The sequence below is a fragment of the Rhizobium jaguaris genome (assembly GCF_003627755.1).
Classification (GTDB): domain Bacteria; phylum Pseudomonadota; class Alphaproteobacteria; order Rhizobiales; family Rhizobiaceae; genus Rhizobium; species Rhizobium jaguaris.
Map to the genome: position 1 here is coordinate 294,286 of NZ_CP032697.1, position 20,479 is coordinate 314,764.

The window sequence follows — 20,479 nt, forward strand, 5'->3', positions numbered from 1 at the left end:
CTCCGCATGTTCCGTCATCAAATCGTCATAAACAATAGCGCCTCGCTTCTCATGCCGGCAAGTCTTCAGATTGCATTGGCTGCAATCGTCAGACCGGCACGGCGGTCGGATCGATCAGTGCAGCAATGCGCTGCAAGTGCAAGCTGCGAAAATCGGCCAGTCAGTAAGATCCAAGGCGAATTGGCCGTGCTCGCACCGAGACTCCTTCCGACGAAAAAAGCTCTGCTCACGTCGTCAGCACAAAGCATGCGTTGAAATTCTGACGAACCCGCAAGCCTCGTTGCCTGGAGCCTTCCGCACGGTTCGCACTTCATTCTGCGGTATTCGCTTAAGCGCGTTGATCAGGACTAAAGTACGCAACCATCTGTCTGACCCGATGGTGCGGGCGTTACTTTTTAGATGCTAGCCCTAAGTTACATATTCATCGATCTGCGCATAGCGGAGGCGCGTCTTGGAACGATCGCTCTTTCTTGCCAGGCTCCTGGGGCCGACATTCGTCGCGGTGGCGCTCGGGATGCTGCTCAATCTCGGCATGTACGAGACGATAATCGCGGAGGGGCTGCATTCCGGAATCCTGTTCTATCTGTCCGGTTTGCTGTCGTTGCTCGCTGGCCTGTCAATCGTCAACCTGCACAACAGGTGGCAGGTGGATTGGCGCGTGGTCATCACGGTGCTGGGCTGGCTGATGACAATCGGTGGCACCTTCCGGATCGTCCTGCCGCAGGTTGCGATTGCAGTAGGTTCGACCATCTATGGCGGTCGCGCCTCTATTGTCGTGGCCGCACTGACAACCGGGGCGCTGGGCGCGTTCCTCAGCTTCAAGGGTTACGTGCAGCGTTCCTAAGCCACGAAATTTGGAGGCTGTTCCCCACCACTGGTGGGTTCGGCCACTACTAAGAATCGGTGGATGTAGGTGCAGAAGCTAACAAAAACGCACGTCGCCATCCAATTTGTCGTGAGCGTTCTCTTCGTGCTTCAAGTCGTATTGTCCACAACCATCTCGCTCGGCTGGCTTTCTTGAGCCAGCTCGGAAAATATTGGTGCGCGGACAGCGTTGCTCTGACTCACTCCCGTCGTCTGCCCGACGCAGCAGCGAAAGATCTGGAGCCCGCTGACGGATCGTCTTTTTTCGCCAGCTTCTCCGATCGGCCGTGCCAGCGCGGAATAATCAAATATCGGTGCCGGCGACGCGTTCCCGCCGATCATCTCACCGGCATTCGGGCTCCATCAGCGCTTCCCCTCCCCTACCTCGCGTGAAGCGGTAAGGTCAAAAACAAAGGCCGATTTTTTCGCTTACCGCTTCAATTGAAATCGGTAACTAAAAGCCACATTAACCATATGAATTAACGCCATACTTTCCTTTATCGGAAGCAAATGTCCCTCTAGCTTCCTTCACTCACGGTCGATGTGGGAGCAACACATCACCTTCCGATAGGTTGCAGGTATCGATAGTGTCGCGTCTGGAGGCAGAAAATTGCCGATGTCAGTCATCGAGGATCGGCGAAAAAGCCGCAAATCCGGGCCTTTTGCGGCCTTTTCATTTTGGATCGGTGGAAAATTCTGCCTGATTGAGCGGAAATAAGCGCGCCGAACCGGTCGAGTTCCTCCCCTCCCCTTCCACCTTTCGGCGTCAGAACCTGACCAAAAAGCCAGAGCCGGAGCCGACCCCTTCCAAAATAGCCGATTTCCCTGCGTTTCCGCCATGGATGCCCACTGACGTGCTTTCTGGGTCGCTATGGATCTGCGCCCATCTCACGTCAGAAAACGCTCCGTATCGCCTCCCATTTCTATCATAAAACACGCTTGCAAACCTTCCTTTTCTCACGCATTCATTATCTGTACAAAACACCTCAAATGGATCGCCGGAAAGCCGGATGGCAAAAAGACAAACAGTTAACGTCCCCCAACCCCCGAAGCGGCTCATTGGCTATGCTCGCGTCTCTACTGACGACCAGGTCCACGACGCCCAGATGGACGAACTCCGCGCCGCCGGCTGCGATCGGATCTTCCAGGAACACGGTTCCGGGGCATCGCGTGCTCGGCCGGTCTTGACGCGGCTGCTTGGAGATTTCGGCGCGGGAGACGTTCTGGTCGTCGTCCGGCTGGATCGCCTCGCCCGTTCGGTCAGCCATCTGTTGCAAGTGATAGAGGATCTTGAAGAGCGCGGCGTCCATTTCCGATCGATCCGCGATCCGATCGACACGTCGACGCCACAGGGCATGTTCTCCCTGCAGGTCCTCGGAGCCGTTGCACAGCTCGAGCGCGCGCTGATCGCCGAACGAACCAAAGCCGGTATCAAGGCGGCAAAGGCGCGCGGCAAGCTGCCGGGGAATCCCGGGCTGCGAGAGCGGCGGCCAGATGCGATCAAGGCGGTGTCGAAGGCGCGAGACAAACTCTATCTCGACGAGCTGATCTCGTCCGCCCAAACCTGGCTGCCGATGGTGCGGCAACTCCGGCCTCAGCACAGCTGGGACAATGTCGTCCGGATCCTCAATCGCCGTGGCCATGACTGGACGGTCGAGCGGCTACGGCGCGCGGTGCATCGCATGGTTCGTGAGAAACTCGCGGAGCCAGAGCTGCTGGCTCGCTCGCCGCGCCGCGCACCCGAAGATCACTTGATGAAGCTCGTCGCGGCCATTGCCATTGCCGATCCCGATCTGTCGCTGCGCGACATTGCCGCTCAACTGGACCAGATGGGAGAACGGCCTGCGCGCGGCGGCAACAAGTGGCAACCCTCCTCCGTCCGGGATCTGCTGGACGAAGCCCACCGATTTGGCCTCATCCGCCGCTGAGGGCATGGTTCATCAGGCGAGCGATCACGCGGCTCTTTTTCCTGCCGCTGCCCGTCAGCATAGTCTTCCAGGCTTGGCTATTGAGAATCTGCAGCGCCAGGCGCCGGTAGTCGCTATCGGTCCGCAGTTTCAGCTCAGCGCTTACATCCTCGGCCGCGGCGGCGGGTTGTTCCGCCTGCTCGCCCCCCTTCCCGGAACGTCCTGAAGGCTTCATGCAGGAAGACGATACAGCACGAGGCTCGACCAGGCCTGCGAGCTCAGCCATGGCTTCGATGGCGGCGGCCTCCCATACGGAAGCGAGATCCCGAGGTAGGCGATATAGGGCGATCCGTGCGGCTGTGCGGCCCAGAAAAAGCGGCAAGCGGCCGTCACCCCGTCGAGCTGCACTCCGTCAATCGCGCGACTGATGGCTGACATCGATTCCGGCATCCTGCTCCGTCGTGGTTGCTGTCGCCCTCTTTCCGAGATCAGCCAACTGTCCTTCGGCAAAACAAGATGCTGGATAGCCAAGGCCACGGACGTCGACGACGGGTTTTCCAGACTGAGATAGAACCCAGCCACCATCCGGCTCGCCACATCAATTGCCAGCGTCAGCCACGGTCGCTGAAGCGGTTGCCGGCTACCCGAGCCTATTCGATAGTTCCTTCACCTTGTCCACCGTCAAGTAAGCCGATCTCAAAACTAAAATAGCCTCGCCATCATCGACCATCGGCGGATCAGTCGGCTGGTGTGTCTAGACGGATGACGTCCCCCCTCGCCCAGCCCTCGGCGAGACTCATTAAAAAGTCCATCTCCTTTTTCAGGGTGACGAACCGGACGACGTCGACTGCATGTTCGCTCTCGCTGCGAACGTGGTAGAATTCGCCGACGGGGATCCCCATGGCTTTTCGCCTACCCTCAAGCGCCGACTTCAGTCTCGTCAGCTCTTCCCTCAGTGCGAAATAGCGTCGCATGACGGCAATCAAACGCAAGTCGTTGTCGGCAGCATCCATTGTGGCACCTTTCAGAACTGATGGCCCCGCTGAAGAAACAGATTCGCGCCGTATTGTCACGGACTACGAGATGCTCATTCGCCTCCGCTCTGAAACAGAAAAAGTGCGGCGCGGGAGGAGGTGCGCCGGGCTTTCCATGCTGATAGACAACTCGGAGGAGCAGCGCTGCCAACCCCACGCAACAGCTCGGGAGAATGAAAGCTGTTCCGATAATACCGGGGACATAGTGTTGCAGTGGATTTCTTGCGCAGTTAGTTCCCCTTTCCCCTCGGGGAGATCACGTAACTGCGGGCGAGGCTCGCAATTTCTTCTGCAGTGATTACACCCTGATCTTTGCGCTGGGAGACAGTGTCGAAAAGCGCATGAATTACTTCTTCCAGATCTGGAATCGGGATTTCAGTGTTTCGGCAAATGAGGGTACGTGCACGTTTGCCTACCTCAACCTGGCGAACAAGAACTTCCATCTTATGCCCTTTCGGCGCCTGAAACTGCAAGACATCCTCTGGTAAGCTTGAAGCTTCGCTCTCAAACATCGGACGAAGCCGATGTGAGCGATCCGGGTTGTTCTTGAACCACGCGGCGTCGTCCTTCTTCCAGGCTGTATCCTCTAAAAAGAGGGCTCGAGCTTCGCCTTTAAGGCCGGCTTGCTTCATCACCCGGCCGGAAATGCTGTCCAATTCGTCAAAATGATCGTGCATCACCTCAACGGCGCCCTCCATTTCAGACGACGAGAGCCTCTTAATGGATTTCCTGTCGGCGATGGGAATCTCGTGGATTTTGCGTATCACATAGACGCCGGAAGCCATGACATATTCGACTTTTTCTCGGCAACAGTCGCCGGTCAAAACAGTGCGCCCGCCGGGAGTGAGACCGCCGTACGTCTTATTGTTGTGCTCGAAGGGCCTTCGACATAAGGTGCACGCCTCGCTGTCGCGATCAATCAATGTCCTGAATTCTTTTTCAAATCGGCGGCGATCGGCTCTGCGCATTTCTCGGCTTTCATACGTCACCACGACTGATGGGCCGGTTTATCTGCTCGTAGCTCTCGTACGTCTCGAGCAAACCTTACCTCCATGTCAATGACAGCGTCGCCCGCGTGCTTCGCCCGTGCTTGCCGACAAGGCGAACAATGAAACGGCATGATCACTGGCACCGCCGGCAGCGGTGAACCCTGTCAATTATCGAAGCAAGTTGCGTGCCGTTGATCGCGGGACCACTTGTCCCCACCGGTTACGTGCCTTCGGCAACTATTTTGGTCCGGTTTCCGGTATAGTTGTTCTGCTTCGGACACAAAGAGGCTGGCGGCTTGACACGCGCCGGAAAACGAATGCAGACGCAGCGATCCAGTCCGAACTCAAACGCTCGCCCAAACATGAACCGGCTAGCCGGATGAAATGCCTGCCATCATACACTTGAGCGATCTGGATGATGACCTCCAGAGTTCAGATCCATTTGAGGTGCACCGCACGTGTATGCATCCGTTTTGTCAATGTGCTCTATTCAAACAATCAATTACCTCGGTTGGCCGATAAGGCATATGAACGAGACTAGTGGGGCTGTCTCATTAAGGAGGATTGGCGATGGAAAAAACAATTCTGGGTGGCCCTGGTAGCAACAGTCTCTTTGGCAGCAATGGTGACGATATAATAGTCGATCCCACGGGAAATGACTGGATCGACGGTGGTCCCGGCAGCGACTCCATCTCGGCCGGCGAGGGCAACGACCGAGTCTTCGGTGGTGTGGGCAATGACCACGTCTTTGGCGACGAGGGCAATGACTACCTCTACGGCGACCTTGGCCGCGGCAACCCGCGTATCCCCGCACCGGCCATCCTCGGTGCGGACAACGACAAGCTCTACGGCGGCCCCGGCGACGACTCCCTCTTCGCTGGCGACGGCAGGGACTCTTTGACCGGAGGTGCCGGCCACGACACCTTTGTGTTCCAGTTCCACGACCCGTTCCCCGGGATTGATCAAAACTACGGGCCAACCGCGGAGGACCACACCAGCATTGTGGATTTTGACCCAGCGCAGGATACTTTCACCTTCGACGCGGTGGGCCTTGGCAGCGATGGTCTTGCGGCGAATTTCGTCAATCATGCGGGCCGCGGCCATCAGGTGGACACGTTCTATAGTGGCCCCGCCCACGGCGCGCAGGGCGAGCACGTCGTCGTGATCACCGATCACGCTTTTGCCGATGGTTCAGCCGCAGCCAGGGATATCTCCGGCGAGGCTGCAGGCGATATCGTTGCCTATTTTAATTACAACACCATGACGGCGGATCTGGGTTATGTTACCTCCGACAATCAGGTGGATGACTTCGCGCATTTGGCTAATGTGCAGAGTTTGCTCCACTTGGCCGGCCTGGGTCTGACCGCGTCCGATTTCATGTTCTGCTAATCCGGAAAATCGTGGGGAACCGCGCACGCCGGCTCAAGCGCAGTCCGGAAAAACCGCGGCCGCAAAAGAGCACTGATACGACGACGCGCTAGGCATCGAGACTGTCGGCCGACATTTTGCCGGACCGGCGGTCCTTTACCAACTCGTAGGTGATCTTCTGGCCATCGGTCAAACCGCGCAGGCCGGCGCGCTCGACCGCCGAGATATGAACGAACGCATCCGCACTGCCGTCATCCAGCTGAATGAAGCCAAACCCCTTGGTCCCGTTGAACCATTTTGGCTCCTGAACATCTGTGGACACCCCCTTAAGTGCAAGAGGATTTTTAAGGCAAGGTACTTTGCGCATAGTCGGTGCTGACATCCGCCAGGATCGACAGCGGACCGTTCTTCCGGCGCATCGATCAGTGGGGCAATATCGATCGGCGGGCACTCACACCGCAATCGGTCAATTTGATCCTCAAGACCCGTTGCAAGCAGGCCGGCCTGGATCCGGAGGCGTTTTCGGCACATGGGTTACGCTCCGGCAATCTGAGCGAGGCCGCCAACCGCGGCAATCCCTTACCCGAAGCGATGCAGCAATCGCTGCACAAGTCGGTAACGCAGGCAGTGAGCTACTATAACAATGCCGAGCGGAAGAATGGCCGGGCGGCACGGTTGGTTATTTGATGGAACGACGAGTCGCGAAGGAGGAGTAAAACTTCGTCTATGAACTCGAACTTGCTTCGGGAGCCTGGCGACATCTAGTCGGTGTGATGACGATCAAACCAATTCGCTTTACTACGATTGACAACGAGCTTGGGCTTATCCCGCCAGCATACGTGCGAGCATATTTCTGATGTGGTGCTGCGCGCCGTAGAAAATTGCCGCGACAATGATTGTGCGACTATGTTCCACCGGTAGAAACCAAATAGCCGCCTTGTCCCGCCGAAGAAACCGGATCCCGGGATGAATATCGGGCCGCAGAGTCCCGATATAAGGCGTATCGACGAGTCGATCGATTTCGACACGCAATTTGTGGATCCGTTCAGCGGTACGCTCCACGGCCTCGTCAGGCGAGTCCCCGAATTCTACATAGGCGTCGAACAGGTGATCGAAGATCAACTCGAAATCGCGTTCGGCAGCCTCAGAATATTCAAGAGTCCACACGAACAACCCGTCGCTTCCGCTCAATCATTGCCGCGACGCGGCTTTCCATTTCCGTCGCAGAAATCATCGGTCCGTTCAATCGCCGCTGGACCAATTCGCGAAGCGCTGCCGTTTCGACGGTCTCAGTTTCCGTCTTTTGGCGAAGCAGTTCTAGGCCCTGCTGCAGAACCGAACTCATGCTGGAATACCGGCCGCTCTCCACCAGCGAACGGGCAAACGCATCCTGCTGGTCAGTCAGCGAGATCGACGATTTGACACTCATCGGTTTAACTCCTTTGAGTCTAGTTTGCTACTCAGTAGTACATTTGTCAATCTGACGAGATGTCCATCAGGGCGACAAAGTCAACGAGTTCGGTGCAGAAGCAGCTCGGCCATGCGAGCGCCAAAGGACCCCCAAATATCAGTGCCGTCACGACCGTTTCCGGGTCAGTCTCACCAAGTATTAGGCATCCGAGATGCCTAGCCACCAAGTGTTGCGGCAAACCACTGTAGTCTATGCCAGGCATCCTCGAGCTTGAAGAATGCGTTATACGATCAAGCCGCCGCTGCCTCGGCACCCATCCGTTGCGATGCAGTCGCGATCGTTTGTCTTGGCATCATAGAGCGCGTGGTCCGCAGCCTCCACCAACTCAACTGGGTTTGTGAACGTCGATGTATCGGACATACTCACCACGCCAATGCTAGCCGTCACGATCGATTTGTTGCTTGCTCTGTGTGGTATTGCAAGCAGGTGCAAAGTGGAGCGTAGAGCTTCGGCCAGGCGCATTGCGCCGTCCCTGTCTGTCCCAGGCAGGACAATCGCAAACTCCTCACCTCCAAAGCGCGCTGCAAGATCGGACGGTCGCACCAACACGGAACGAAGAGCGTCGCCGATCGCCTTGAGGCACTTGTCTCCCTCGAGGTGGCCGTAAGTGTCGTTGTAGGTCTTGAAATGATCGATATCCAGGAGCAGCAGACTAAGGGGCGAACGACTGCGGCGCGCTAGAGCAAACTCTTTCAACATCACATCATCGAACACTCTTCGATTTGCGAGGCCGGTCAGTGAATCAATGTAAGCGAGCCCTCGCATTTCGTGAGCAACTTGCTTCAGCTGTTCCTCGGAATGCTTCATCGACGTGATATCCGAAACCACCACCAGAGCCGATCCATCAGACGCCAAACGCGTGCGCAGACTCAGCCACCGCCCATCAAACAGAGGAATTTCGGTATCTCGCGTCAGGAACAGCTGCGCGGCAGACGCCTGGATCCAATCTTCGCTAACGTCCGGACTGACATCGATCCTTTCCGCATTCCGAACCACGGCCCTCACGATATCGGAGATGTGGGCGCCCGGCTGTCTGGCATAGGCCGAACGGGGGAAAGCTGCACGATACTGATCGTTGCAGAAAACCAGCCTGCCATCTCGGCCGAACATTGCAAGCCCGTCCGACATTTCCGCCATCGCTTGGGAAAGCACATCCTTGCTATCGAGTGCTTCCTGCACCAGCCGCTTCTTCTCGATGATGTCGCGGGTGACGCCCGCAAGCCCAATCAGATCGCCATGGCGATTTCGCAGCGGGACCTTTGTGGTCAGGAACCAGCGCTCCCGGCCGCTCTCAACGACAAAGGGTTCTTCGAAATCCACCATTGGTTCGCCGGTCGCCATAATCTGTTGCTCGCGATCGAAAAGCGCCTGGGCCAGTTCGCGAGGATAGAGATCGAAGTCGGTCAGACCCACCATCTCAGACGATTTCGTCCGACCGTGATTTCGAGCGACATTCAGATTGGCAACGAGGAAGCGGCTGTTTCGGTCTTTCACATAGTGGAGATCCGGCGCCTGCGTCAGGGCGGCCCGCAAGATATCCCGTTCTGCGGTGAAGGCATGGAAGTAAGTGATAACAGAAGCCGCTGCCAAGGTCGCAACAAACCCGATCGCCGCAAAGCCAAGCAACGGAATCGAGGATTCATCATGTCGATATGCCAGGCCGATCGCCAAAGAAACCATAGCCACAGTTAGCGCAGTGACCACAATTCTCTTGAGGTCCATCGGTTGTCGGCGGGATGCAAAATGGACCGACAGCCCCAGGAGCGACACCGCAACGATCGAGATGGAGCCTGGCTCAAGGCCGGCGCCGCCCATCTAGGTTCGATAGGCCAGTGTCAGAGCGGCGGTGACAAGGATAGCCAGTGGGCCACCATAGACCGCGGACACCGCGAGCAAGGTCGAACGCAGATCGAGATAGTAGCCCGTATCGATCTCTACCGACAGCAGCATCGAAAGAAGTGCTCCCAGTCCCATCATCAAGCCAAAGCCGAATTTGGCCTGCACCGCCGAGAGGCGATAGAACCTGTAATGGAGATGCATCCAAATCGAGATGAGGAGCGAAACGGCAGTCACATTGCCGATCAGAACTTGCCAAGCCACTATTGTTTTCCACAAAATTTCGAATAGCTTAGCTTGCATTCTTTGATGAAGTCTAAATCCGTGGCGTATGTGAACTGCACTTGTCCTTCTCCGCCCCTTCCGACGGACCCTTAAGCTCGACGGGATCTCGACATCCGGCGGCAATGCGGCACACCCGCAGACGAGGTCACCGAAGTGACGCTGCTGCGTCAATTTCGCCAAAACATCCCGATTTGAAATCGCGCCTTTCCTGCCCGGCGTGAAACCGTTAGCAGAAAACCCGGCCCTGAAATTTCAGCATACGGCTTTAACTGAAATTGGAAACTAAAAGCCGCGCGTCCCAAATCGGTCGAAGCAGGATCTGGATAGGCAATCGGCAATCTCCTGTTTTTCAGCGCCTTGGATGCACAATGCCGCCGGCAAAAAGGCCCCCAAGAAACCTTTACAACTGATCATTTCCCCTCGTCTTCAGCGATTGGAAGAGCTGCCATGGCTTCTAACAAGTATAGCATATAGGGGCAGCCTGAAATTGGTCGCTGGCTGCATAGTGGTACGTCGTGTTCGGCTGCGCATCGCCGCCTGGTCGGGTCGCGATCGCATCCTGCAGGCTGTTGACGCAGCACTGCCTGTAACATCGTAAAGTTAGTGGGGAAAGGAAGCTCTGCCCCCTCTCCCCAGCAAGGGCAAAAAAGCTGTTTCCCCATCCTTCGGTCTGTCGCCCTGCAGGACGATCGCGCCGCCGGTGCAATCGCCACTCCGGTCGGCCGCTTGTCGCGCCCTCCCTCCGGGTGGGTGATCCCCCTCACCTTTTTACCCTTGCCCCCCTCTCTCCCGCTGCTCCGCGCGAACTCGGGAAGCAGGAGCGGGTGCTCCCGCTTCGCGAGACCAAAAGGAACAAGGAGAGTTCAAGATGACCATCTATACCGATACCGCCCGTTTCGACACCGGCCGGGCCATGACCGAAATCGAAATGCGCAAGTTCGCTCCCTCGATCTTTGCAACGACGGCGCATGAAAGCCGGTCAGAGCGCTTCAAGCCAATCCCCACCATAGATGTCCTGCGCGGGCTTATGAATGAGGGTTTTGTGCCAGTCGGAGCTAAGCAGAGCTCTACTCGCACCCGAGGGAAGGCAGAGTTCACCAAGCATCTTATCCGGCTGCGTCGCATCGATGACGGCAAGATCTACAGGGTCGGCGACACCGTCTGCGAAATCCTCCTGAAGAATGCCAATGACGGCACCAGCGCCTACGAGCTGCTGGCCGGCCTCTTCCGCATTCGCTGCATGAATTCCCTGGTTACGCAGACCGGCACCATCGACGCCATCAAGGTTCGCCACTCCGGCGATGTCGGCGCAAAGGTCATCGAGGGGACATACCGGGTTCTCAACGAGGCGGAGCGCACGCTTGCAGCTCCGCAAGACTGGTCCATGCAAATGCTCAATCGCGATGAGCAACGGATCATGGCTGAGGCAGCGCATCTTGTGCGCTTTGGCGATAGTGAAGGCGAAACTACCACGCCCATCAAGCCGCAACAGCTTCTCATACCGCGTCGTCACGACGATCGCGCTAATGATCTTTGGACGGTTTTCAACGTCGTGCAGGAAAACGTCGTAAGGGGTGGCTTACGAGGCATCGGCCGGGACGATTTCGGCAGGCCGCGCCGCGTCAAGTCGCGCGCGGTCAATGGGATCGATCAGGACATCAAGCTCAATAAGGCCCTGTGGCTGATCGGCGCAAAAATGGCCGAGCTGAAAGAAGCAAAGTGACGGTTGAGGGCATGGGGCGGGCGCAGAAGCACCGCCCCCAAAAGGGCAAGCCGCCAGGGCGGTTGCCCTTGCCGCTGCGAATCACCGATAAGGGATGAAAGAGTTTCGAGGGCAAAAGCAGCCGCGCCGTGCCAGCCGGCGCTATCGGAAAGGATCGGCCATTCCGACCGTGGCAACGGCCTTGCCCTTGAACTGGAGATAACGCAAATGTGGCTTCTGCCATTTAGCGTGTGAAGAAGACCCGGACGAGCTGGCTACTCACGATCCGGGTCTCATTTATCACATAAGGAAGGGTCAGGCGGGCGAAAGCTCGTCTCACACTCCGGTATATATGCCGTTGTTTTCACGTTTTCCAAGTACACCTCCTGCCAGCCGCGCTGCCTCCCATGCCGCTATCGAAGCGGCCCGTGACAGGTGCAAGGGGAGCCCGTGCCCCTCCCCTCTCGCTCCCCTTCCCGCCCAGGAGCAGAATGCCCGTTGGGCATAAGCCTCGTTCTTCCCGCAGCAACCCCGGGCCGAAGGCCAGGGCGCTTAGTTCCTGGGATTATTCCCGGGTCAGGCGTGACCTGGATCCGGTTGCCTTTCCGAACAGCGACCGAAATTGGCATTGAGCCTGCCGCAACCGATGTTGTCATAGGGAAGGCGCAGGCGCCGAACTTACCTCATGCTTCTTCCAAATGCCGTCGATCTCGACGCGCTTGGCGCAGGCAGTCAATCGGCAAATGGATCAGTGAGGCGGCGTTGGTGATTGTCGGCCCGTTTCCCGACGCTGCTGCAGGGCCGGCGATCGAGGCGATATTCCCAGTCAGGGTGCCATCATCGAATGCGGAGGAGACGAAATCGCCCATTATCCGGTCTCCGTGTTCCCGTTGCCTTGATGGATGGATCACTACGGCCGGCCGGACAGCCAGCAACCGCCTCCGTTGACGATTTTCCCCTGCCGCCCGCGCAAGCTTCGCTTGTCGCTTTGCGCCATTCCTCGCGATACAAAATCGTCGTCTCCGGCGGCGCTCTGTTCCACTCCGCCCCTAAGGGTGCAGCCCGCCCTCTCTCCGGCCGTTTTTCGTGCCCATCGGCAACGCAAACAAAGGAGACCCTGCAATGACCGATCTCGTCAACTTCATCCGCTTCAACAACAACGGCACCCTGACCGGGAATATCGCCTCGGTCGCCTACGACCTCGATATTTCAGGCGAACAGTTCGAAAGCACCAACGCCAGGGCACCTGCCTACCGCCTTTTCGCCAAAAGCCCTCGGGGCAAGCGCGTAGAGATCGGTGGGATCTGGAAGAAGCAGAACCAGAGCGGTGGCGATTATTTTACCCTCTCCGTCAACACCGGTTACGGCAGGCTCAATGCCAATCTCGGACGCTATCCCGGCCAGGACGACGAAGACCTCATGGCCGTCATTCCCTGGGAATAAACCCAGGGACGAGGCGCCCCGGCCATCGGCCGGGGTTGCTGCCTGCTCAACTCCGCTTTGATCCCTGAGCCAGCGCCTTGTTTGCCTTATCAAGGCAAATGGCGGCGCCGGCCAGCAATATCGCGCAGATCGAAGAAAAAATGGTGTTGTGCCAGACACTCGCCAATCCAACGTCTATGCGCAGAAATTGCAGGTTCGCGCCGATAAAAAAGAAGAGCGCGGCGAAGCCCAAAATCAGAATAAGACCATTCAGTATAAGGCCAACCGCTTTCACGTTGCTTGCTCACTATCTGGAAAAAGGGGCGTCGGGCAAAACGACTTCAGAAATATGGTAGCCGCTTCCAATCGGTTTTCCAAGTCGCGGACCGGTGTCATTCCTGAGTAAGTGCGCCGACAAGGGAAACAACGCGCTTCCGGACGCGAGGCGAAAGCAGCAGCATTCTCGCTATCAAATCGCGTCCTTCCGTCGTCGAGATGTAAGCAATGTGGTCGTCGACCCCACGGGCGGCTTCGTTGGAAGGGCCGGTAACAGCTTCTGGAATTCCTTCGAAAAAGCGCGCTGCAGGCACGGAAAAGAACTTCGCCATCTGATACAACATCGAGGCGCTGACACGGTTCCTGCCGATCTCATACTTTTGTATTTGTTGATAGCTCAGCCCGATTCCTTTGCCGAGATCGCTCTGGGATAGCCGCATCTGAATTCTCAGAATTCGAATTTGCTGTCCAACATGGAGGTCGACCGATTGGATTGTTGGTTCTAGGCGCCGTTTCTGTCGGCGTTCGGATTTGATTGGTGGCGTCACCTTGCCATTCATACCCAACTCCAAAGTTGAAGAAGGGGTTTGATAGACAAGGCTGCACAGCCCGACTGTCAAAATCTTGTTCTAAAGTCCGTTTGCCTGCCGCAATTCCCAGTTTCGGATGATCGGCAGCATCATTGGCACGTCGCGTGAACGACCGCGATCTATGCTGTGCACGGAGCCAGGCTGAAGCCTGTCTCCGCCGATCCCGATAACGATCGCTCGTGCAAGCTGCGTTGGCCGCGCCAAGACGTCGGCGCCACCGGCGACATCGTCTCCTTCAGTCGGGGAAAGGAAGCTCTGCCCCTCTCCCCAGCAAGCGCAAAAAGCCGTCTCCCCATCCTTCGGTCTGACGCCCTGCAGGACGATTGCGCCTCCGCCGCCATCGCTGCTCCGGTCGGCCGCTTGTCGCGCCCGCCCTCCGGGTGGGTGATCCCCCTCACCTTTTTAACCTTGCCCCCTCTCTCCCGCTGCTCCGCGCGAACTCGGGAAGCAGGAGCGGGTGCTCCTGCTTCGCAGGAATAAGACCGCTCCGCGGAAAAAAGGAAACCGAGCATGACCATGAAGATGATTCTTGAAGCCATCAGCCTGACCGCGTTCTTCGCCGCCGTCTGCCTTTGGGCCGCCGCCTTCGCCTGATCAACCCTTCAATCGCCAAAAAGGAATAGACCAATGACCGACATCATCACCATCGCTCTAAACAAGCTCGACGCCGATCCCTTGAACGTCCGCAAGACCTACAGCGAGGACGGAATCGAGGAGCTGGCCGCGAATATCCGCCATGACGGCTATCGCCTTCTGCAGAACCTTGTCGTCCGCAAGAGCGACAAGAAGGGCCGCTTCCTCGTGATTGCCGGCGAACGCCGTCGTCTGGCGCTTATGCTGCTCGCGGAAGCCGGAGAGATCGCCAAGGATTTTCCGGTGGAGTGCAAGGAGCGCGAAGCCGACGACGCCACCGAAATCAGCCTTGCCGAAAACATCATGCGTGAGGAAATGCATCCGGTGGACCAGTATCACGCCTTCCGTGTCATGGCAGACAAGGGTACGCCGTTCGCTGACATTGCCGTCCGCTTCGGCACCACCGAAACCATCGTGCGCCGTCGTCTGGCACTGGCCCGCGTGTCGCCGGTTCTGCTGAACCTCTACAGGGAAGAGGGAATGAGCTTCGATCAGCTCTCGGCTTTCACATTGACGGACGATCATGCGAGACAGGAGGAAGTTTGGAGCAGCCTGCCGTCGTGGAATCGTTCGGCCTACGACATTCGCAGGGCATTGCAGTCCGGAGCCGTCAAAGCGACCGACAAACGCATTGTGTTTCTTGGTGGCTTGGAAGTCTATGAAGCAGCGGGCGGCGGTATCCGTCGCGACCTGTTCGACACCAACAATAGCGGCTTTGCCACCGATGTGGCTCTCGTTGAACGTCTGGTTGCCGACAAACTGACTGCCGAGGCTGAGAAGGTCAGCGCCGAAGGCTGGGCTTGGGTTGAATGCCATGCTGAAATGCCGCACGAGGGCAATCGCATGCGGCGCGTCTATTCCGAGCTGGTGGCGCTTGCCGACGATCAACAGGCGGAACTTGATCGGCTAGATGGAGAATACACCGAGCTTGCGGAATTGATCGAAGCGGGCGTTGCCGGCGAACAGGCCGAAGCCCGCCTGAAGGTCCTCGAGGATCGGATAGAGGTGTTGCAGAATCCCGGAAAAATCTATCAGCCGACCGATATCGAGAAGGCTGGTGCGTATGTCTGCATCGATCACTATGGCAGGCTGCGCATTGAGCGCGGCCTCATCAAGCCGGAGGCCAGCGTCAATGAAACCACCAGCAGTGCGGCGGGTGAGGGGGACGGCGGCAGCACAGTCAGCGGCGGGGCAAAGCCTGCGAAGCCCTTTGCGCTTTCCGCAGCACTGATGCAGGAGCTGACGGCTCAGAAGACGGCGGCGATCAGAGCTGAACTCGCACATAATCCCGACATTGCGCTTGCCGCCGTTGTTCATGCGTTGCTGCTCAGCATCGAGAATGCGTACGGCAGTGATGAGACCTGCCTTGAGCTGCGCTTGACGAGCGAGCGGTTGGAAAACAGCATCAAGGAACCGGCAGGAATGCAAGGGCGTGCAGGTGCTGGACGACCTTGCGGAAAATCATTCGTCGCACTTCCCCGGCAATCCCGCCGATCTTTGGGATTGGTGCCTGGAGCGGACGCGCGACGAGCTGCTGTCGCTTCTGGCCTTTGCCGCTGCAAACTCTGTCAATGCGCTGCAACTGCCGCACTATGCCAGAACCAACCAGCGCCGCCATGCCGATAAGCTGGCCGAGGCACTCAAGATCGACATGACCGATTGGTTCACGCCGACGGCGGGGAATTATTTCGGGAGGATCAGCAAGGCGGGTATTGAGTTGGCGCTCGCCGAAGCGAAGGGCAGGGACGTCGCGTCCGGTGTGGCGGGGATGAAGAAGGCTGAGGCCGCAGCCTATGCGGAGCGGGTGATTGCCGAAACCGGCTGGCATCCGTCGGCGATACGCATCACAGCCCTCGAGACTCTCGATGGCGATAGCAAGCCGTTCGATCAGGATGATGAAGACGGCGATACAGACGGCGGTCCGCAAGATGAACTTGTGGAGGCCGCTGAATAATCATTGATGCCGGTCGCGGCACGCCCCCGCGACCGGCTCGGCAGACATGCGGCTGGGCTGTAAATCCGATGCCTGTCTGGCGAAAATGTTAGCAGCCGAGATGCCGGAAGACCGGCGCCAGGGTGTGCCTTGGCGGATCGACCGCTCAGGCCACAGCGAGGGAACCCCGCAAGCCGCGTCCTCTCTCACACTTTCTCTCCAGCCGAAACGATGAGTGTCAGAGGCACAAGGATTCCCATCGCGTTCGGCAAACCCTTCGGCGCCATAAGCGCCTTTGTTTGACTTTCGAAGGCGGAAGTGAGTCGCAGACATCCGCTGTCATTCGGTTGCAGAATTGGCTTTGACGACGGCCTTAGGGCAGCTTTCTCTATTGGAATTGTCACCTGACAATTCTGGTAACGCATTGATATCGCGAATTAAATTTCGCAGACCACAACTGTTAATTTCAGTTAACCAAAAAATGCTTGACGCTAACGCGCGATTGAAGATTATTTGCGGAAACTTCGATGAATTTCTGGATTTTACGTGAATGGCGACAAAACCTGCGATTGTTGATAACCGACAGAAGAGCGCACGGGTCTCGATTGACGAAACCATAGCGCACGACTCGGCCGCCCTTAGTGGCCAGTTGCAGATCTTATTCGAGAAGCTCTTTTCGCCAAACGCCAAGAAAACTCTGCGGCGTTTCAGTAGCACAGAAGCTGCAAAGCTTCTCGGCGTCACTGACAGCTATGTCCGCCACATCGCCGCGCAGGAAGAGGCCGTCACATCCGAAAAGACTGCGGGTGGACGAAGGACGTTCTCCTTGGAAGAAGTGAACACGATCCGGCAATTTCTCGGACGAACAAAACCATCGTATTTGCCTGGCCGCCGCAAAGGTGACCACCTTCAGGTGATTGCGGCGACCAACTTCAAAGGCGGCTCGGGCAAAACGACGACAGCTACCCACATGGCTCAGTACCTTGCCTTGCGCGGTTATCGTGTGCTTGCGGTCGACCTCGATCCTCAAGCCTCTATGTCAGCCATGCTCGGCTTCCAACCTGAGTTCGATGTGCACGAAAATGAGACACTCTACGGCGCTATCCGATACGACGCCGAACGGCGTCCAGTAGGGGAGGTGGTCCGGAAAACCTATTTCGCTGGGTTGGATTTGATTCCAGGTAACCTAGAACTTCACGAGTTTGAACATGACACGCCGCGGGCGCTTGCGTCGCGGGAATCTGCGGACACCGATATGTTTTTTATGCGTGTCGGTCACGCGCTCACAGATCTACAGGATCGGTATGATGTCGTAGTGATCGACTGCCCGCCCACTCTTGGCTTCTTGACGCTATCGGCCCTTTGCGCAGCTACATCTGTGCTGGTTACCGTTCATCCCCAGATGCTCGATGTTGCGTCGATGAACCAGTTCCTCTCAATGACATCCGATCTGCTCGGTGTCGTGAAAGAGGCTGGAGGCAACCTCGACTACGATTGGATGCGATACTTGATAACAAGGTACGAACCCAATGACGGGCCTCAGGCGCAAATCGTTGCGTTTCTCAGAAGTCTCTTTGGCGAACGCGTCCTCACCTCAATGATGGTAAAGTCGACGGCAGTCTCCGACGCCGGTCTTTCCAAGCAGACGATCTACGAAGCAGGTCGGGAAACGATGAACCGACAAACCTACGATAGGGCCGTGGAAGCAATGGACAGCGTGAACTCCGAAGTGGAGGCCCTTATTCAAGCATCATGGGGTAGGGCATGAAAGGCAGAGACATCCTGAAAAGCATGGTGAGTTCTTCCGAACACGGCAAGGTGGAAACTCCGCAAGCGTCGCCGTCACACAAGCCAGCGGGCGCTGTTCGTGCTATGAACCTCTCACTTGGCCGCTTAAATGAAGAAGCGGCCGCCGCCAAAGAGTTGCGGGAAGCAATCGCGGCCGGCGACAAGGTCATTGAACTCGATCCTGCTCTTGTAGAGGCCTCGTTCATTCGGGATCGCATACCGCTAGTAGCAGATCCGCAATTCGACCATCTGAAGGCGTCGATAGCAGATAGCGGCCAACAGGTGCCTATCCTCGTCAGGGCTCATCCCACAAAGCCGAGCTATTATCAGGCGGCTTACGGCCACAGACGCCTGCGTGCAGCGGCCGACCTTGGCCGCCCCGTCAAGGCGATCGTCCGCGCTCTAAGTGATGAGCAACTTATTCTAGCTCAGGGGCAGGAGAACGGTCCGCGTGTTGATCTCAGTTTCATTGAGCGGGCACTGTTTGCAAGAAGTTTGGAAGAACATGGGTTCGACCGGGATACGATTGCCAAGGCATTGTCCGTCGACAAGCCAGAGATCTCGCGGCTGTTGCAGGTCGCCGAATGTGTCCCTGCCGAAATCATCCTAGCGATAGGCCCGGCCCCGAAGGTCGGGCGCCCACGCTGGCTTGCTTTCGCGGAAAGGCTAAAGGACAGTGCGTCCGCAAAAAGAGTCGAGAAAGAACTGCAGGCCGCCGATTTCCCAGCGACCGAGACCAACAAGCGGTTCGATCGCCTTTGGACGGCCATGACGGTAGCCGAGAAAAAAGCAAACGACGTTGAAGCAGTGCGAACCAAAAAGGGCTTGCCGCTTGCGTCAATTGATCGCACCGCACGCGGTTCAAAGATCACGGTTACATCCGCAGAATTCGCGGACTTCCTCTCGTCGCACATGCACGAGTTCGTCGTGATGTTCGAGCGGGAAACGGAAGGGAAATCCGCCGATTAATCGAATTGTCAGCTGACAATTGGAGCAATAGGAGACGTAGAACCGCAAAAGAAAAAGGCCCCCAAACGACCTAAGTCGTGGAAGCCTCTCTCGTATTCCTGACAGATCGAGAATCGCATTTCCACGAATCGCAGTCAAGAGTCTTTGGCACTGTTTTGGTGAGCGGATTTCTTTTGCCTTTTGAAAGGTGAAGGAAAATGCAGGTTGGAAATGTGACGACGCCCTTCGGGCGGCGGTCGATTTCGCTTGCCCAGATTAGAGGGCAGATGAAAACGGCCGAAATCAAATCAGGCAAGACGGCCGACAAATGGAAAGTGTTTCGCGATGCCTGCGAGGCGAGGGAGCTGCTTGGCGTTCAGGATCGCGCTCTGGCCGTCCTCGACGCGCTTTTGACGTTCTATCCGGACAACGAGCTTTCGGAAGATCGCGGCCTCGTGGTTTTCCCATCCAATGATCAGCTCTCGGTTCGCGCCCATGGCATCGCTGGCACGACCTTGCGCCGGCACCTTGCCGCACTCGTCGATGCGGGCCTCATCCACCGCAAGGACAGTGCTAATGGCAAGCGCTATGCTCGCAAGGATGGATCTGGTGCGATCGAGGATGCGTTCGGCTTCAGTCTGGCGCCACTGTTGGCGCGCGCTGAAGAGCTGGCGCATGCCGCACAGCAGGTGGCCGCGGAACGTAAGCGCTTCCGTGTCGCGAAGGAGGCACTGACGATCTGCCGGCGTGATGTCCGCAAGCTGATCTCGGCTGCGGTGGAAGAGGGCGCTCCCGGCGACTGGAGCCATATCGAAGCCTTGTTCATCGGCTTGGTTGCCCGGATTCCGCGCTCACCGGCGATCTTGGATCTGACGTCGATCCTCGAAGAAATGGAGATGTTGCGCGAGGAGATCATCAACCGGCTGGAAATTCAGGAAAATTCTGAAAATACGGATGGCAATGCTGTCCAAAACAGATGCCACATACAGAATTCAAAATCCGAATCCATCCATGAACTTGAACCTAGCTCTGAAAAAGAGCAGGGGGCAAAATCGAGCCAGGATATCAGGCTGAAGCCTGTGGCGATAAAGTCGTTTCCGCTGGCAATGGTGCTGCAGGCCTGCCCGGAGATCGTCAATTACGGTCCAGGCGGCGCAGTCGGCAGCTGGCGAGACTTGATGTCGGCCGCGGTCGTGGTCAGATCGATGTTGGGGGTCAGCCCGAGCGCCTACCAGGATGCCTGCGATGCGCTTGGCCCCGAAAATGCAGCGGCCGTCATGGCGTGCATCCTCGAAAGGGCAGGGCACATCAACTCGGCCGGCGGATATCTGCGCGATCTCAGCCGCAAGGCGGAGCGGGGCGAGTTTTCGCTTGGGCCGATGCTCATGGCGCTGATGCGGACGAATGCTGGCACGGCGCGAAGAGCCTCGTAG

Annotated in this window: 21 protein-coding genes and 1 pseudogene; 11 read left to right on the forward strand and 11 right to left on the reverse strand. The window is 57.4% G+C overall.

Annotated features, from left to right (window positions below; genetic code table 11):
* The first annotated feature begins 451 nt into the window (after window positions 1-451).
* Window positions 452-844 (forward strand): hypothetical protein, encoded by a 393-nt coding sequence (locus CCGE525_RS38055; protein ID WP_120709404.1) that lies wholly within the window; start codon window positions 452-454, stop codon window positions 842-844.
* Window positions 845-1,874: 1,030 nt separating this feature from the next.
* Window positions 1,875-2,792, forward strand: coding sequence for a recombinase family protein (locus tag CCGE525_RS38065; protein ID WP_120709406.1), 918 nt, complete (start codon window positions 1,875-1,877; stop codon window positions 2,790-2,792).
* On the opposite strand, the gene CCGE525_RS38740 is transcribed toward CCGE525_RS38065, so the two are convergent.
* From CCGE525_RS38740 to CCGE525_RS38085, 3 genes are all read right to left on the reverse strand, one after another.
* A complete protein-coding gene (locus tag CCGE525_RS38740) occupies window positions 2,779-3,153 on the reverse strand; it encodes a hypothetical protein (protein ID WP_162950475.1) in 375 nt (124 codons plus the stop codon). The two genes, CCGE525_RS38065 and CCGE525_RS38740, sit on opposite strands and share 14 nt — an antisense overlap.
* 355 nt (window positions 3,154-3,508) lie before the next feature.
* Window positions 3,509-3,784 carry a hypothetical protein gene (locus CCGE525_RS38080; protein ID WP_120709408.1) on the reverse strand — a complete coding sequence of 92 codons (276 nt, stop codon included), beginning with the start codon at window positions 3,782-3,784 and terminating at the stop codon, window positions 3,509-3,511.
* A 251-nt stretch (window positions 3,785-4,035) separates the two neighbouring features.
* Window positions 4,036-4,773, reverse strand: a complete 738-nt coding sequence (locus CCGE525_RS38085; RefSeq protein WP_120709409.1) for a hypothetical protein — start codon at window positions 4,771-4,773, stop codon at window positions 4,036-4,038.
* A gap of 591 nt (window positions 4,774-5,364) precedes the next feature.
* Between CCGE525_RS38085 and CCGE525_RS38090 the strand changes: the two genes are divergently transcribed.
* Window positions 5,365-6,183 (forward strand): calcium-binding protein, encoded by an 819-nt coding sequence (locus CCGE525_RS38090; protein WP_120709410.1) that lies wholly within the window; start codon window positions 5,365-5,367, stop codon window positions 6,181-6,183.
* 88 nt (window positions 6,184-6,271) lie between these two features.
* On the opposite strand, the gene CCGE525_RS38095 is transcribed toward CCGE525_RS38090, so the two are convergent.
* Complete coding sequence (locus CCGE525_RS38095; protein ID WP_120709411.1) at window positions 6,272-6,529, reverse strand: cold-shock protein; 258 nt, start codon at window positions 6,527-6,529, stop codon at window positions 6,272-6,274.
* 23 nt (window positions 6,530-6,552) lie between these two features.
* On the opposite strand from CCGE525_RS38095, the pseudogene CCGE525_RS38100 reads away from it, so the two are divergent.
* Window positions 6,553-6,849: pseudogene (locus CCGE525_RS38100) on the forward strand (tyrosine-type recombinase/integrase); the annotation flags it as partial.
* Between the two features lie 135 nt (window positions 6,850-6,984).
* Here the strand turns inward: CCGE525_RS38100 and CCGE525_RS38105 are convergent.
* The 4 genes from CCGE525_RS38105 to CCGE525_RS39500 form a co-directional block, all read right to left on the reverse strand.
* The gene (locus tag CCGE525_RS38105; RefSeq protein ID WP_205587541.1) at window positions 6,985-7,335 is read right to left on the reverse strand and encodes a type II toxin-antitoxin system RelE/ParE family toxin; all 351 of its coding nucleotides are present in this window, start codon (window positions 7,333-7,335) and stop codon (window positions 6,985-6,987) included.
* Entirely contained in the window at window positions 7,316-7,591 is a 276-nt protein-coding gene (locus CCGE525_RS38110) for a type II toxin-antitoxin system ParD family antitoxin (protein WP_120709413.1), read from the reverse strand. Before CCGE525_RS38110 ends, CCGE525_RS38105 begins: the two co-directional genes overlap by 20 nt.
* A 264-nt stretch (window positions 7,592-7,855) precedes the next feature.
* Window positions 7,856-9,448 carry a sensor domain-containing diguanylate cyclase gene (locus CCGE525_RS38115; RefSeq protein ID WP_245472516.1) on the reverse strand — a complete coding sequence of 531 codons (1,593 nt, stop codon included), beginning with the start codon at window positions 9,446-9,448 and terminating at the stop codon, window positions 7,856-7,858.
* A complete protein-coding gene (locus tag CCGE525_RS39500; RefSeq protein ID WP_245472519.1) occupies window positions 9,449-9,733 on the reverse strand; it encodes a LytS/YhcK type 5TM receptor domain-containing protein in 285 nt (94 codons plus the stop codon). It lies immediately after the preceding gene.
* 889 nt (window positions 9,734-10,622) lie between these two features.
* Here CCGE525_RS39500 and CCGE525_RS38125 point away from each other — a divergent pair.
* Window positions 10,623-11,477 carry a DUF932 domain-containing protein gene (locus CCGE525_RS38125; protein WP_120709415.1) on the forward strand — a complete coding sequence of 285 codons (855 nt, stop codon included), beginning with the start codon at window positions 10,623-10,625 and terminating at the stop codon, window positions 11,475-11,477.
* 662 nt (window positions 11,478-12,139) lie between these two features.
* Here the strand turns inward: CCGE525_RS38125 and CCGE525_RS38130 are convergent.
* Complete coding sequence (locus tag CCGE525_RS38130) at window positions 12,140-12,325, reverse strand: hypothetical protein (protein ID WP_120709417.1); 186 nt, start codon at window positions 12,323-12,325, stop codon at window positions 12,140-12,142.
* A 253-nt stretch (window positions 12,326-12,578) separates the two neighbouring features.
* Between CCGE525_RS38130 and CCGE525_RS38135 the strand changes: the two genes are divergently transcribed.
* Window positions 12,579-12,899, forward strand: coding sequence for a DUF736 family protein (locus CCGE525_RS38135; RefSeq protein ID WP_162950477.1), 321 nt, complete (start codon window positions 12,579-12,581; stop codon window positions 12,897-12,899).
* A 46-nt stretch (window positions 12,900-12,945) separates the two neighbouring features.
* Here CCGE525_RS38135 and CCGE525_RS38140 read toward each other — a convergent pair whose 3' ends face one another.
* A complete protein-coding gene (locus CCGE525_RS38140; RefSeq protein WP_120709420.1) occupies window positions 12,946-13,173 on the reverse strand; it encodes a hypothetical protein in 228 nt (75 codons plus the stop codon).
* A gap of 97 nt (window positions 13,174-13,270) precedes the next feature.
* Complete coding sequence (locus tag CCGE525_RS38145; RefSeq protein WP_120709421.1) at window positions 13,271-13,714, reverse strand: helix-turn-helix domain-containing protein; 444 nt, start codon at window positions 13,712-13,714, stop codon at window positions 13,271-13,273.
* Window positions 13,715-14,371: 657 nt separating this feature from the next.
* Here CCGE525_RS38145 and CCGE525_RS38150 point away from each other — a divergent pair.
* The 5 genes from CCGE525_RS38150 to repC all read left to right on the forward strand — a co-directional run bounded on the left by CCGE525_RS38150 (window position 14,372) and on the right by repC (window position 20,479).
* Window positions 14,372-16,003, forward strand: coding sequence for a ParB/RepB/Spo0J family partition protein (locus CCGE525_RS38150; protein ID WP_120709423.1), 1,632 nt, complete (start codon window positions 14,372-14,374; stop codon window positions 16,001-16,003).
* A 25-nt stretch (window positions 16,004-16,028) separates the two neighbouring features.
* Complete coding sequence (locus tag CCGE525_RS38155) at window positions 16,029-16,331, forward strand: hypothetical protein (protein ID WP_120709424.1); 303 nt, start codon at window positions 16,029-16,031, stop codon at window positions 16,329-16,331.
* 529 nt (window positions 16,332-16,860) lie between these two features.
* Window positions 16,861-18,078, forward strand: coding sequence for a plasmid partitioning protein RepA (gene repA, locus CCGE525_RS38160; RefSeq protein ID WP_120709425.1), 1,218 nt, complete (start codon window positions 16,861-16,863; stop codon window positions 18,076-18,078).
* On the forward strand, window positions 18,075-19,067 hold the full coding sequence (repB, locus tag CCGE525_RS38165) for a plasmid partitioning protein RepB (RefSeq protein ID WP_120709427.1): 993 nt from the start codon (window positions 18,075-18,077) through the stop codon (window positions 19,065-19,067). Before repA ends, repB begins: the two co-directional genes overlap by 4 nt.
* Window positions 19,068-19,264: 197 nt before the next feature.
* Window positions 19,265-20,479 (forward strand): plasmid replication protein RepC, encoded by a 1,215-nt coding sequence (repC, locus tag CCGE525_RS38170; RefSeq protein WP_120709428.1) that lies wholly within the window; start codon window positions 19,265-19,267, stop codon window positions 20,477-20,479.

Bases quoted from the DNA above. Each gene is read 5' to 3' on its own strand.
- CCGE525_RS38065 (WP_120709406.1), top strand. From the start codon at position 1,875: ATGGCAAAAAGACAAACAGTTAACGTCCCCCAACCCCCGAAGCGGCTC.
- CCGE525_RS38080 (WP_120709408.1), bottom strand. From the start codon at position 3,784: ATGGATGCTGCCGACAACGACTTGCGTTTGATTGCCGTCATGCGACGC.
- CCGE525_RS38085 (WP_120709409.1), bottom strand. From the start codon at position 4,773: ATGCGCAGAGCCGATCGCCGCCGATTTGAAAAAGAATTCAGGACATTG.
- CCGE525_RS38090 (WP_120709410.1), top strand. From the start codon at position 5,365: ATGGAAAAAACAATTCTGGGTGGCCCTGGTAGCAACAGTCTCTTTGGC.
- CCGE525_RS38095 (WP_120709411.1), bottom strand. From the start codon at position 6,529: ATGCGCAAAGTACCTTGCCTTAAAAATCCTCTTGCACTTAAGGGGGTG.
- CCGE525_RS38110 (WP_120709413.1), bottom strand. From the start codon at position 7,591: ATGAGTGTCAAATCGTCGATCTCGCTGACTGACCAGCAGGATGCGTTT.
- CCGE525_RS38115 (WP_245472516.1), bottom strand. From the start codon at position 9,448: ATGGGCGGCGCCGGCCTTGAGCCAGGCTCCATCTCGATCGTTGCGGTG.
- CCGE525_RS38125 (WP_120709415.1), top strand. From the start codon at position 10,623: ATGACCATCTATACCGATACCGCCCGTTTCGACACCGGCCGGGCCATG.
- CCGE525_RS38130 (WP_120709417.1), bottom strand. From the start codon at position 12,325: ATGGGCGATTTCGTCTCCTCCGCATTCGATGATGGCACCCTGACTGGG.
- CCGE525_RS38135 (WP_162950477.1), top strand. From the start codon at position 12,579: ATGACCGATCTCGTCAACTTCATCCGCTTCAACAACAACGGCACCCTG.
- CCGE525_RS38145 (WP_120709421.1), bottom strand. From the start codon at position 13,714: ATGAATGGCAAGGTGACGCCACCAATCAAATCCGAACGCCGACAGAAA.
- CCGE525_RS38150 (WP_120709423.1), top strand. From the start codon at position 14,372: ATGACCGACATCATCACCATCGCTCTAAACAAGCTCGACGCCGATCCC.
- CCGE525_RS38155 (WP_120709424.1), top strand. From the start codon at position 16,029: ATGACCGATTGGTTCACGCCGACGGCGGGGAATTATTTCGGGAGGATC.
- repA (WP_120709425.1), top strand. From the start codon at position 16,861: ATGGCGACAAAACCTGCGATTGTTGATAACCGACAGAAGAGCGCACGG.
- repB (WP_120709427.1), top strand. From the start codon at position 18,075: ATGAAAGGCAGAGACATCCTGAAAAGCATGGTGAGTTCTTCCGAACAC.
- repC (WP_120709428.1), top strand. From the start codon at position 19,265: ATGCAGGTTGGAAATGTGACGACGCCCTTCGGGCGGCGGTCGATTTCG.